We start from the raw sequence: 13,184 nt of genomic DNA, 5'->3' as shown, positions 1-13,184 counted from the left end.
TTTAGACTAGTACACCCAAGGGGAATATTAAGATATGTGCGAGTTCCATACTATACCGTTAAAAACAAACCATTTTAATAGTATGAAATTAAGTGAACTACCCAATATCGGTAAAACGCTGGAACAGAAATTAATGAACGCCGGTATTACAAGTCCTGAACAACTTAGCGAAACAGGTGCTGAAAATACTTTTTTAAAACTTGAGATCGAAGATGAATCGGCATGTTACAATATGCTTTGTGCGCTTGAGGGAGCTATTCAGGGAATTCGCTGGCATCAACTTTCAAAAGCAAGGAAGGATGAGTTGAAGGAATTTCTAAGGTTAAAAAGAATGTAATCCAACACACAACCCTTACTCATTAACCAATATCTCAAAAAAATGAAACCACGATTAAACATTGTAACAATCGGAGTAAAGAACCTGCAGTTTTCACGCGACTTTTACAAAGATGCATTGGGCTGGGAGCCTACAAAAGACAGCGACGACAACATTGTATTCTTCAATCATGGTGGAATTATATTAGGCCTCTACCCAATCGACAAGCTGGCCGAAGATGCTGAAATAATTCCTGCCAGAAGTGGTTTTTCAGGAGTTACATGTGCCATCAATCTAGAATCTAAAGAAGCCGTTAAGGAATTGTATAACACAGTAATTAAAAACGGAGGTAAACCGCTTGTTGAACCTCGGGATACATTTTGGGGTGGTTACGATGCTTATTTTTCTGATCCCGACGGGAATGCCTGGGAAATTGCATGGGCTCCGTTCTGGAACTTTGATGAACAGGGCAGCCTGATTATGGAGTAAAAAAATGCTACAACCGGAGAGGATAGTGATAGTATGACTTTGAGTCATACTATCACTATTGTTAATTATCGGAAAATCTATTTTTCAGGAATCGCTTCCAGTGTTGCCACCAAAAACTCCCAGAATTTTTTAACCGTTTCAATATTTACTTTTTCATCCGGCGAGTGCGGGAAACGAATGGTTGGTCCAAACGAGATCATATCCCAGTGCGGGTAGTTTTGTGCCAGAATACCACACTCCAAACCTGCGTGAATTCCCATAATTTTGGGTACCCTGCCCCATTTTTCGTTATACACGTTTTGCATGGTTTTTAAAATTGGCGATTCCATATTTGGTTTCCATCCCGGATAAGCACCCGATAAAGTTACCTCGGCGCCTGCCAGTTCAAAAACAGCTTTTAAACGTGTTCCCAGTTCATCTTTAGCCGAATCCACCGAGCTGCGCATCAAACAACCACCATTTATGGTTTTGCTTTCTGCGTCCGATTTCAAAATGGCCAGATTGGTAGAAGTTTCCACCAGCCCTTTCATGCTGTCGCTCATCCGGATAACACCATTTGGGCAGGCAACAACTGCTTTTGTTACGTTTTTCTGAGTAGCTGCATCGATCAACGTTTCCGGCATTTCGGTTTCTTCAACAGCAATATCAATATCAGGTTCGGTAGCAGCAAGTTCAGCTTTTACGTCATCGGCAATTTCATCAACCAAAGCGATAAAATCGGTCACTTTTGCTTCTTCAACTACAACTACACCAAAGGCTTCGCGCGGGATGGCATTTCTTAAGCTACCACCATCGACACTGGCCAAACGAACACCCAATTCTTCGGCAGCATTTATAATTCGGAAAAATGTTTTTATCGAATTTCCGCGGCCCAGAATAATATCCATTCCCGAGTGGCCACCTTTCAAACCGGTTACGCTTAATTGCAAAGCCACAAATCCAAGCGGAACTTCTTCTTCAGTATAATTGAAAGTAATATTTACATCCTCACCACCGGCGCAACCTACGTACAATTCACCTTCGTCTTCCGAGTCGGTATTGATAAGGATTTCGGCATCGAGCATACCGGCTTTTAATCCGTTTGCCCCATCCATTCCGGTTTCTTCGGTAGCGGTAAGCAACACTTCAATAGGCCCGTGCTGTAAGGTTTTCGAGGCCAAAACAGCCATTGCAGCCGCCGAGCCTATACCATTATCGGCACCCAGTGTTGTTCCGTTGGCAGTTACCCAGTCGCCATCAACAAAAGCCTCTATCGGATCGTTTTTAAAATCGTGAACTTTATCGCTGTTCTTTTGCGGAACCATATCGAGGTGCCCCTGCAGAACCACTGTTTTGCGGTTTTCCATACCCGGTGTTGCCGGCTTTTTTATAATTACGTTTCCGGCATCGTCTTTAATGGTTTCCAATCCCAGTTTTTCACCAAAACTTACTGCCCAATTCTGAATCTGCTCTTCGTGGTTTGAAGGACGTGGAATTTGGGTCATTTCAGAAAAGATCTCCCACACATTTTGTGGCTCGAGATTTTTAATTTCTACACTCATAATAATGCGTTTTTTACTTCAGGTTAAATACCTGCAATTTTATCGAACAAAGTAAGCAACAAATGAAAAAACATTTTGTGCATTTTCGGCTTAAAAGTTTTTAAAACAGTATAAAATTAGGCAGAAGAACAGAAAAGCTGATATGTTTCACGGAAATCTTTGAAGATAATTGATATTTTAGCGAGCTTTAGAAAATAAAAGATAAAGATATTATGAGTAGAGATGCAAATAAAGCCTTCTTTGGTCACCCAATCGGGCTTTCAACACTTTTTGCCAGTGAAATGTGGGAACGCTTTAGTTACTATGGAATGCGGGCCTTATTGGTTCTTTTCCTTACGGCAACTTTTGCTTCAGGCGGATTTGAAATGGCAGAACTCGATGCCTTTACCATTTATGGTATTTTCACCGGTTTAGTTTATGTAACCCCGATTTTGGGCGGAATGCTGGCCGACAAAGTGCTGGGGCAGCGAAAATCGATTTACATTGGAGGTTTAACCATGGCCGTCGGACAATTCCTGTTGGCCGGAAGTGCGTGGTTATACGGTTCTGATGCAAGTATCGAATTCCGTCAAACCATTTTTTACGCCGGATTGGGAATTCTGATTCTGGGAAATGGTTTCTTTAAACCCAACATTTCTACCATGGTGGGCGAATTGTACGACAATAACGACCCACGCAAAGACGGTGGTTTTACCATCTTCTACATGGGTATCAACCTGGGTGCATTTATCTCTCCTTTAATAACAGGTAAACTTGGTGAGCAGGTAGCCTGGCAATATGGTTTTCTGGCTGCAGGAATCGGAATGGTTTTAGGTACTGTTTGGTTCTTTGTTCGTAGCCACACACTTGGGCACATTGGAATGCCTCCAAAGGTAAAAGCTGAAAGAGTACGTCTGATTCTGAAAGACTGGTTCGGGATATTACTTTTCGCCGTTGGTATTGTTGCAGTAGTGTTTGCTGTAATCGTTGGCTGGGGTGCAATGCCTGAAACCGTTTCGAAAACAATCATTTACATTGTTGGAATTGGTGCTGTAATTGTACTTGCCACAAGTATTTTTAGAGGAACAAGCGGTAAAGCCGAATGGTCGCGAATAGGAGTTATTCTTGTTCTGGCCCTTTTTAACATCTTATTCTGGGGTGGTTTTGAGCAGGCAGGTACAACCTTTAACGTTTTTGCCCGCGATAATACACAACGAATGATCGGCAACTGGGAAATTCCGGCCAGCTGGTTTCAAAGTATTAACGCCATTTGGATTGTAACCTGTGCGCCGTTATTCAGCATTTTATGGTTAAAACTGGACAAACTAAAAATAAACCCTAATACGCCAATGAAATTTGCCTGGGGTTTAATTATGCTTTCGCTGGGATTTGTGATCATGGCAATTGCTTACAGCAGATCTACAGGAGGTGATACACTTCGTTTGGTTAGCCCTTTATGGTTGATCGTGGTATTCCTGTTCCATACATTTGGTGAACTTTGCCTCTCGCCAATTGGCCTTTCGATGGTAACCAAATTATCACCACCAAAACTGGTTTCTACCATGATGGGAATTTGGTTTGGTTCGATTGCGGCCGGTAACTTTGTGGCTTCGCAAATGAAAGCTATCTCAATAAAACTGGAGAGTGCTCTGGGAACTGAAATTCAGGTTTTCTGGTTAATCGCTATCCAGTCGGCTATTTTTGCGCTTATTGCAATTGCCCTTTCACCGGTATTGAAAAAGATGATGCACGGAATAAAATAGGAAATAAACTATTTGAGAAAATATTTAAAGTACCCGGCTTTTTTAAGTCGGGTATTTTTTTTGCCTAAAAATTGGTTAAGGGGTCTAAAAAAGAGATCACCCGTAAACTCAGGTGGATTAATATTTTAACTTTCTACAGATATGTGGCGCAGGGAGGTTCCGCTTTTCAATCAACTTTTATACTTGCGCCTTTTTATACTACATCATATATTTTCCTTGGGCGACGCAATAGCCATTTGGCAATTAGTTGCCCAAGGCTGAATTAAACAGCACTTTCAGCGCTGAAAGTTAAAACTTACGAAAAGCAAAGAGCGCTGAAAGTGCGATTTACTTTAGCCCGGGGCATACAATTCCGAATAGCATTCGGAAGAGTTTCGCCCCGGGTTAAAAGCAGGTGAACACCAAACGCGCAACCAAAAAGCTTTTTGAAACAGAATGATCATTTGCGTCTCAATTCTCAAGCGTCGATAGAATAATCCTCCACCAGAAATTCAATGTGATCCACAAAAAAAGCCCGGCTAAACCAGGCTTTCTATTCATATATTTTTTGCGATTCTATTTCAATTGAACGGATTTAATAGCTCCTGTTTCAGGGTGAAATTCGATGGAATAATCACCACCCAGTAATTCTTCAGGAACCGGAGCAATACTTCCAAACTGTGCAATGGTAGCACGCGCCGAAGCCAGGCTGTTCAGCTCGTAAATAACTTTTATATTCGCCACTCCCGGCATTCGGTAGTAAACACCATCGTAACCGGCATCGGGGTTATCCGAAACAGCCTCTGCCTGGTACTTTGCCAGTAAACCGGCTACCTGTTCAAACTCAACCATTACTGGTTTTCCTGAAAGATCGCTGGCAGGAACAACACCATTTTCATCCGAAATACGGAAAATCACCGCATTCTTTTCATTGGCTTCCGGCATATAATCAAAACTAAAGGTTTCAGTTTTATACGTGGTTCGGCCCACAAACAGTTTAATGTAATTCTGCTCGGTACGTTTTAGCTCTGCCAGACTCACCTCGTAGGCTTTCCCATCCGGGTACTCGCCATCGATACGAAGAGCTGCCAGATCGTATTGGTTCATTCGGCAATCGAGCACGCGCTGGGCCGCTTCGGCCGCTTTTTGGTCCATGCCTACAGCGGTTGGCCTGAAATTATTGGTAGAATCTCCGGGAATTAAAAATGGTGTATCCGAAAAATAATCAAAAGAAAAACCATCATCGAGATCCGGTTTCTGAAATGTTTTGTTTGATTGAACCTGCAACGGCATTGTGGCTGTTCCTGCAGAATTTATACCGGCAAGGCAACCGTTGGGCGCCAGACTAATGGTTGCAGCAATATCGCCCATTGCTTTGTAAACCTGCTGTGGATCGGGCTCCGAAAAAGTTTCGATTTTAACAGCCGACACCATCCATTTTACCGATGCTCTGTTACGGGCATCTTTAATACCCAATAACTGTTGGGCATAAGCAGCATATGGTCCTGGTTCAAATTTCTCACGAATGGCTTCAACGTGTACCTTAATTCCTGTACGTGGCAAAGCGTAAGCAATCCCCTCAACATAAGCGGGAGCGATTCCTTCGTCTTCTTTCTTTTTGCGCTGTCCAAAGGTTGGGATGACCAACATTACAGCAATTATCAATGCTAAATACCTCATTGTTCAAATTGTTTTTGGTAAAACCCAAAAGTATTAAAATTATTTTGTGTTATAAATTCATTTTTGGTTCTCGTTCCGCCAATCGTATTAAAATGTTTCATCGCGTGTTATATTTGCAAGCATGATACAATTTCCCGATCCGAACCAGGCCGACGACGATGGATTGCTGGCACAAGGTGGCGAGCTCACTCCCGAGTTTTTGCTGTCGGCATACTGTCAGGGTGTGTTCCCGTGGTTTTGCGAGGGCGAACCTATTTTGTGGTGGTCGCCCAATCCGCGAATGGTTTTGCTGCCCAAGGATTTTAAACTCAAGAAAAGTCTGCGGCAGGTGATCAATAAAGGGATATTTGAACTACGTATCGACACGGCTTTCCGCGAAGTAATTACTGCATGCAGTAAAACCAAACGCAGTCACGAAGATGAAACCTGGATTACCAACGACATTATCGACGGTTATGTACAACTGCATAAACTGGGATACGCCCACTCGTTCGAAACCTGGTTTGAAGGTGAGCTGGTTGGTGGATTGTACGGACTTTCATTGGGAAATTGTTTCTTTAGCGAATCGATGTTTTTTACCAAAACCGATGCCAGCAAATTTGCCTTTTACCACCTGGTCCAGTTTGCCTTGGAAAACAACTTTTACTTTATTGATGCACAACAACCAACCGACCACCTGGCCAGTTTGGGTGCCAAACCCATTCCGCGAAAAGATTTTTTGGAGATGCTTGAAAAAGCATTACAGCACGATACTTTGCAAGGAAATTGGACCGATAAAACGGAGTGCTGATGAATCAGATTTATTGGCTTGCCCTGAGTCCAGCAAAATCATCAAAGGGGTGACTTTTAAGAATTCTCGAATGTTCCTCATTTTCTTTTTTACTCCAGGTTGCATTAAGAGCTGAAAGAAGTTCTATCTATTTCTTAAATGCAATTCTTCTAAAATCTTTATTTTCTGTTCTATTATCCAGTTCGTAATTAATAGACATTGTTGCTGTTATACCTGAGTAAATCCAATACAAAAGTTCATCAACGTCTTCCGTTGTTTTTCTTTCGAATTCCGTCCCTCTCTCAATCCTTACATAGTGTAGTTTTCCATTGCTAGCAATTTCAATAAGTGGAGACTGTTCTCCATTTGAATAATTGTAGTATGGTAATAAATCGTCAGGTACGTTTATTTTCCAAGCCAATTCTTTTACTTTCTTCCTAATATGTCGATATCTGATTCTTGACATTAGAATGGTTTTTAAAATAAACACTAACAGCAACTCGTATTTCGACGGATGACAACCTGTCTTATTACAAATGGTATTGCACTGGTTTTTTTTTCCACATTAGGATCATTTTTAGTCTCTTCCATAAAACACTTCATTAACAACTTTATAGCCTAAAATGAAATAATGATCTGAGTTTTTTAACGAATAATCATCTAAATCAGCATGGGGATAATTAGGCCCGCAAAATTTCCGTACCATGTGTCCTCCTGAATTTACTTCCCATCCGGCAGTATAAAACAATAGAGGTATATTTTTCTCAAGCTTAAACTCTGTTTCTGCAAATTTTCGTAGAAAGTATGTGTCGTACTCAGGTCTGGGTAATATGCTTTTGCCGAACTGTACTCCACTGCTAAGTTTGAGCCTAAAACGAAGTCACTCTGTTTTGTCCGAACCGTCGGGTATCTCTGTAATGATTCTTAGATTTTTTACGTACTCATATCAAGCTCGATTATCCCTTATTTTCGATTGGTTTGTAGAAACTCCACCAATTATCGTGTCTTTTACAAGTTTTGTTTTTTCATATTCTTGAATATAGAACCTTAATGAGTAATCTTTGTCCTGAGGAATTGAAAGATTCCATTTATAAACGTTAATACCCAATTGTACCAGCGCATCCCTAAAATCATTCATGTTGAAGATTGTAAAGTTCTCATCAGAAACTGTGTAGCTGATTGTATAGTCCATATATTCGTTTTGGGCATTTGTAGAATTAGAATTACAAAAATAAGTACTAAGATAAGCGCTGATGTTGTTTTCATGGATTTAATTTTTCTGGTTTTAACTTGTTCATAACGGTTAACAAATGGTGTTGGGGCGGATTTCGGAGAATGTTCCTATCCAAAGGATACAGAAATGCAAAACGAGAATCCACAGTTGTCAGACCATTGCCCCCGACCACAATATATACCTTCTTGTGTATCGTTTTTTAAATTAATCACAACTAATGGAATCGTTTAAAAATTCTTTTTGTGTTTACATCAACTAATTGACGGTGATTAGGTGAAAACACAAATAACTTTGGTCTGTTTTGGCACTCTTTGTCCGTCTCGAATACATAATTCTCGAATTTTATGGAGTCATTGATGATTATATATTCTCCAATTAAGTCATGAATTACTTCACCTCCATTTGCAGATTCTTGGTATTTGAAGATTCCGTTAATCAGGCGTAACTCGACAAAACCATTTTCGTAGGTCGTATAATATTTCTTTCCAAATGAATTGTCATACGTTGAAGAAAGGCTTTTAACCCTATTTTTCCCGGGTTTCCGAATCAAATAAATAAGTTTCAAATTATTTCCAATTTCCTGCCTTGCATCTTTTGTTCCGAGCTTTTTAAAGTCGACGTAATAGGTGTCATCTACTGCGTACACATATTTAATTTTTCGACTGTAACTTTGTACTTGTTCATTTGGAAATATCTCAATTACTTTTCCTGAAATCTCACCGGTTTTTCCCATTAAGAATGTTTGAGTCTTAAACCCGGTCCAACCTGTATATGCCAATATCGAACCCAATAAAACTCCCAAACCTATAAGATTAATATTTCCTTTTTGCATCTGTCTTGTAACTGATTGTAATGATTAGTGCATAGTCTTTTTACTTCGATGGTGGTGGCGGAGGAGGAGGTGGTGGAGGAGGAGGAGGAGGTGGAGGAGGAGGTGGTGGAGGTGGAGGAGGAGGTGGTGGAGGAGGTGGTGGTGGTGGTGCTGCTGCTGCTGCTGCTGCAGAAGCTGGTGGTAATTTTTTGTCGGCTGATTGCTGACCATTTTCAAGAAAGGCAATCATTTCTGATGCTTTGTTTACCACTTTTAATATTGTTCCATTTTCATCTACAACTACATGGGTAGGAAATGCATTCAAGTATAATTTTTTAATAATAAACTCCTCCTGACTGGGAACTACCTTATAATTAAACTCTTTTTGTTGTAGGAACTTCTCTAACTCCGATTTAGAATCCAACGCCAAACTCAGGAAAATGATGTCATTTCTATCTTTGTGTTTTTCTACAAATTCATTTAGTTCCGGAAATTCAGCTACACAAGCTCCACAGTGGATAAACCAGGTTTTTAGAATTAAGGTTTTTCCTTTTGTGTTTTCTTTGGTATAGCTATTTCCTTCCAGGTCGGTAAAGTTAAACTCTGGAATTGACGTTCCTACCATTTCAAATAAACCATAGACTCTGGTTGATGCATCTTTTATTGTAATTCCAATTCCTTTGTCTGCAATAGAATCGAGCTGATAAAGTTTATACGATTCGGTTTTATCGTCCGATTTTATTCTTAGAGGAATATAATTGCCGGTAATTAATTCTTTCAAGAATTGTCTTTTGTCAATTGTATCCGACTGTTCGTTTAAACCTGTGAAATCTGATGATAAAGAAATGTTATAGGAATAGTAAGTCCACCATTTCATAAAATCAGAAGTAAGTTCACTGATATTGACTTTAGGTTCAAGAACTTGAACCTCTTCTTTTAATTGAGTTTTTTTTGAATTTTCAGTACAGGAAAAAACAAAGATTGAAAGCAGTAAAATCGTAATTAGTTGAAGTTTTTTCATCCGAATTAAATTATGTCCATAACATATTGATAAATATCGTTATAAAAAGTGTCTTTACATAATCTGTATGACATGTATTCTCGCATTGTAATATGTAAGTTGCACAAGCTCCTCCATTTCAATTTCTGCTTTTTGAAATTTCAACCTTTATAAAACCTGCACTCAACAATACTTGCCTTACAGCTTCAATATCCTTTTGCGTCGCATTTTTATCGGGCGAAATACTTGTATACAAACTACGATTACCTTTTCCAGAAAGAAAACTATCTGCCTCTCGTTTAAGCTTTTCCAGGTTAACCGGATCACTACCTGTCCATGTATATCCGAATATATAAGACGGTTCTCCTATTTTTGTACCCGGTTCAGTTTCCCGCACGGAATGGTATTGAACGCTGTAACCAACCTGATCAATGTTTGCTTTTCTTAAAATATTTAAAACGGTTTCAGATTGAAGATAAGTAACATCATTTTCAACTTCGAAAGCGACATTGGTTTCTTCTAACTGATTTCTAATTTCCCCAATTTTAGATTCAAACTGGTTTAAATTATATTCCTTTTCATCCATGTAAATTAGGCCATTTGCTTTAAGCAGTATTTTATGCTGCGCTATTGAAGGCGGTTTCGGCTCCAATTTAAAAACCGTTGTGCTTACTTTTGCAAACGGAATTTGATTCAGTTCGTTCAAAATGGCACGCGACCTTTCTTGCGGAACATTGCTAAACGACAAAACGGAAATAGTCTTTTTGTCGCCCATCGACTTTAATGCTTCTTCAACTTTCTGTTTAACGTTTTCAACAGTACAGGTTTTATTAAATGCTTGCAATTTATCAGATGTAATAATCACATCGTATTTATTAAACTTATTGAACGAATTTGAATCATTAGTTGCGCTCCCTTGTTTCACATATTCTGAGGACTGCTCAGAAGATGTAAACATTGCCAACAGTAAAGTTCCTTTTTTTACTTCTCCATTGCCCAACTCGAGTTTATAATTATAGTTGCCTACCGATAATTTACCGTTTTCGGAAGTACCATTCCACCATTCTTTTCCTTCCCCCCAGATATCTGTGTTCCCATAATTCTTTTTTTCAAACACTTTTTGTCCCTCGTTATTAACTATCACCAGCTTCGCATCCTGATATTGAGGATATATGCCCTTTATTTCAAAGAAGTCGTGAATGCCATCGCCGTCCGGAGAAAAACCTTCAGGAATTAACAACTCTGAGTTCTGATCCAACCTTGCTTTAAGTTTATCCATCTCCAAACCGGGTTTGTTCAACTCCTCAGGGAATACATGATGAATTTGCTCTACATGCATACTTTGTTTCCAAAGCATGTAATTTATCTTACTAATCTCTTTTGAACATATTTCCTGAGTTCGTGAACCATGCTCAAAAGTAGCGTTGACTCGATAATAATGATTCGTTTTTTCTTCTTTACTAATCGCCTCCAACTCCTTTTTCCACACCTTTAAATCGTGTTCAAATTCGTCCAGATTTTCGTAGGTTTTACTGCCGAAAGCGATCGTACCATCGTAGCGCACCAATAGTTCCATTGGTTTGGGCTCAGGCGATGGCTTCTCTTCAAAAGGCAACCAGGTACTTGTTCTCTGATTTTTTGGAGTCTCATACGAAAAGCGAATTGGCACGATCTCGTTTACCATCTTCTGTTTCTCTACATCCAGATTGAAATATTTCTTCCCGAACAATACGAATGCTTTTGCTTCCCGGGCTTCGAGGTAAGCCTCTCCTATTTGCCGCAAGGTAAAGTTTATCGCTTCTCTCGAAGATTCAATATCGTTGCGATACGAAATCCATCCTTCAGAAACTTTTACCTTGCCAATTCCAGGAATTTCCTTTTCAATACTTTCAGGAGATGCACTTCCTTCGGGATTGACTCCCTGTAAAAATCCGGAAGCCATTGTTTTGATACTTTCTTTCGAAGCATGTTCTCCCTGTACCAGGTATTCATCTTTAATATTCATAAGAATAACCAGAATATTGTTTTCTCTTGCCGACAATTTATTCCGATCCATTTCCGGATCAAAAATTCCATCGCCAATTTTATCGATGTTCCATTTTGCGAGCCACTGCTCCGCCTTATTTTCCGTGTAACGTACAGGAATAAAATCTGCTGATTTTGTAATCAAATCGGGTCGTGCAAATGCTTGTAAAAGCACAATTATTAAGGGCACAAAGAGAATCATCTTCACCATGCCCCATTTCTGACGTTTTGTTTTTGTCATCATTTTTAATCGTTTTACAATGGGTTTTTGAGTAAAATGGTGTGCCATGGCAAAACGTCTCTCGCCAACAGCCTTCTCCAATACCAGCAACTGGTATTTTTGTGCATCGATGCCTTTATTTAATACGGCCTCATCGGCCTGGTATTCATGTACTAATTTTAAATCGCGACGTAAAAGCCACATAAAAGGATTGAAAAAATGTAATGTTGTAAATAACTCGCAAAACAGTAAATCTACAGCATGTTTATGTCTTATGTGGGCATATTCGTGCGCCACTACAACTTCCTTGTTTTCATGAAAATCCTTCTCCGAAAGGACAACTTTATTCAGAAATGTAAAGGGTTGTACAAAGTCCTTCACAACTGCCAGAATTATTTTCCGAAAGCGGTGTTTCTCCGCCGTTTTTATAATTGCGAAAACGCGATAAATTCCAAGAAGAAGTCGAAATAACAAAAGTGAAATAATTGAAGTATAAATAATCGCCCAATAATTAACCGTTTCACTATGCGTTACAACCCGTGTATTAATAATCGCTGAATGATTCTCAGGTTGAGTTACAACAGGCGTGGAAACAATTTCCCCAACAAAATCGGCCGAAGCCATTTCAATTTCCTTATGAAAAAGCTGAATGGTCAAGAATGGAATGGTTGCCGAAACCACCATAATCGAAAGTAAAAGAAAGCGGGTTAAACGATGATTTTTATCGTTTCGAACGGTTACACGGAACAAACAATAAAGCAGAGCCAAACTAACCGACGATTTTATAAGGTAGGTTAAAAAGGGTGTCATTTTTACTTGTTTTTGCTGTTTTCAATCTCCGAAATCAACTTCCGTAAATCCTCAACAGAAAGGTTTTCTTCCTCTACCAAGGCCGAAACAACGCTTTTGTACGAATTATTAAAATACTTTTTTACCACGTTCCCCAACGACTGTTTGCTGTAATCTTCTTTTGACACTGCAGCAAAGTAGCGGTAGGTATTTCCAAACTTCTCGTGTGCTATAAATCCTTTGTCCTCCATTGCCCTAACCATGGTTGATAGCGTGTTATAGTGCAGTTGCTGATCGGAATATAACTCCTTCAGTTCTTTCACAAACATGGGACCTTTCTCCCAAAACAAACTAAGGATCTCTTCTTCTTTCGGCGTAAGTTTTTTCATGGTTCAAACTTTTAAATTTTAAGCGATAAGTAGTGGCTTAAACAGCTTACAAAACAAATATAACTATATTTTTTAGTTTCACAACTATCTTTTATAGTTTTCCAACTACTTGATATAGTTATTTGTCAAAAAAAATGCCAACTGCTTATAAAACAGATGGCATTTTATTTAAATCCCCCGTCCCGATATTATCGGGACAC

General features: G+C 39.4%; 12 protein-coding genes. 4 read left to right on the top strand and 8 right to left on the bottom strand.

Features of this window, described 5'->3' with window-relative positions; genetic code table 11:
* Positions 1 to 82 precede the first annotated feature (82 nt).
* On the top strand, positions 83 to 337 hold the full coding sequence (locus tag G4420_RS07730) for a TfoX/Sxy family protein (RefSeq protein WP_163323026.1): 255 nt from the start codon (positions 83 to 85) through the stop codon (positions 335 to 337).
* Between the two features lie 42 nt (positions 338 to 379).
* Complete coding sequence (locus G4420_RS07725; protein ID WP_163323025.1) at positions 380 to 805, top strand: VOC family protein; 426 nt, start codon at positions 380 to 382, stop codon at positions 803 to 805.
* 77 nt (positions 806 to 882) lie between these two features.
* Here G4420_RS07725 and G4420_RS07720 read toward each other — a convergent pair whose 3' ends face one another.
* Positions 883 to 2,346 carry an aminoacyl-histidine dipeptidase gene (locus G4420_RS07720; RefSeq protein ID WP_163323024.1) on the bottom strand — a complete coding sequence of 488 codons (1,464 nt, stop codon included), beginning with the start codon at positions 2,344 to 2,346 and terminating at the stop codon, positions 883 to 885.
* Between the two features lie 212 nt (positions 2,347 to 2,558).
* Here G4420_RS07720 and G4420_RS07715 point away from each other — a divergent pair, with 212 nt between their 5' ends.
* On the top strand, positions 2,559 to 4,088 hold the full coding sequence (locus G4420_RS07715) for a peptide MFS transporter (RefSeq protein ID WP_163323023.1): 1,530 nt from the start codon (positions 2,559 to 2,561) through the stop codon (positions 4,086 to 4,088).
* A 555-nt stretch (positions 4,089 to 4,643) separates the two neighbouring features.
* On the opposite strand, the gene G4420_RS07710 is transcribed toward G4420_RS07715, so the two are convergent.
* The gene (locus tag G4420_RS07710) at positions 4,644 to 5,747 is read right to left on the bottom strand and encodes a DUF4831 family protein (RefSeq protein ID WP_163323022.1); all 1,104 of its coding nucleotides are present in this window, start codon (positions 5,745 to 5,747) and stop codon (positions 4,644 to 4,646) included.
* A gap of 121 nt (positions 5,748 to 5,868) precedes the next feature.
* Between G4420_RS07710 and aat the strand changes: the two genes are divergently transcribed.
* Complete coding sequence (aat, locus tag G4420_RS07705; protein ID WP_163323021.1) at positions 5,869 to 6,537, top strand: leucyl/phenylalanyl-tRNA--protein transferase; 669 nt, start codon at positions 5,869 to 5,871, stop codon at positions 6,535 to 6,537.
* Between the two features lie 127 nt (positions 6,538 to 6,664).
* On the opposite strand, the gene G4420_RS07700 is transcribed toward aat, so the two are convergent.
* The 6 genes from G4420_RS07700 to G4420_RS07670 form a co-directional block, all read right to left on the bottom strand.
* Complete coding sequence (locus G4420_RS07700; RefSeq protein WP_163323020.1) at positions 6,665 to 6,982, bottom strand: Imm63 family immunity protein; 318 nt, start codon at positions 6,980 to 6,982, stop codon at positions 6,665 to 6,667.
* 480 nt (positions 6,983 to 7,462) lie between these two features.
* On the bottom strand, positions 7,463 to 7,708 hold the full coding sequence (locus tag G4420_RS07690) for a hypothetical protein (RefSeq protein ID WP_163323019.1): 246 nt from the start codon (positions 7,706 to 7,708) through the stop codon (positions 7,463 to 7,465).
* Positions 7,709 to 7,964: 256 nt separating this feature from the next.
* Entirely contained in the window at positions 7,965 to 8,582 is a 618-nt protein-coding gene (locus tag G4420_RS07685; RefSeq protein WP_163323018.1) for a hypothetical protein, read from the bottom strand.
* A gap of 40 nt (positions 8,583 to 8,622) precedes the next feature.
* Positions 8,623 to 9,582, bottom strand: a complete 960-nt coding sequence (locus tag G4420_RS07680) for a TlpA family protein disulfide reductase (protein ID WP_163323017.1) — start codon at positions 9,580 to 9,582, stop codon at positions 8,623 to 8,625.
* Between the two features lie 118 nt (positions 9,583 to 9,700).
* Positions 9,701 to 12,616, bottom strand: a complete 2,916-nt coding sequence (locus G4420_RS07675; protein WP_163323016.1) for a T9SS type B sorting domain-containing protein — start codon at positions 12,614 to 12,616, stop codon at positions 9,701 to 9,703.
* Between the two features lie 2 nt (positions 12,617 to 12,618).
* Positions 12,619 to 12,984 carry a BlaI/MecI/CopY family transcriptional regulator gene (locus G4420_RS07670; protein ID WP_163323015.1) on the bottom strand — a complete coding sequence of 122 codons (366 nt, stop codon included), beginning with the start codon at positions 12,982 to 12,984 and terminating at the stop codon, positions 12,619 to 12,621.
* Positions 12,985 to 13,184 lie beyond the last annotated feature (200 nt).

The sequence above is a fragment of the Draconibacterium mangrovi genome, assembly GCF_010586825.1.
GTDB classification, from domain to species: domain Bacteria; phylum Bacteroidota; class Bacteroidia; order Bacteroidales; family Prolixibacteraceae; genus Draconibacterium; species Draconibacterium mangrovi.
The sequence above is the reverse complement of the archived record's forward strand: the minus strand, read 5'-3'. Positions and strand labels throughout refer to the sequence as shown.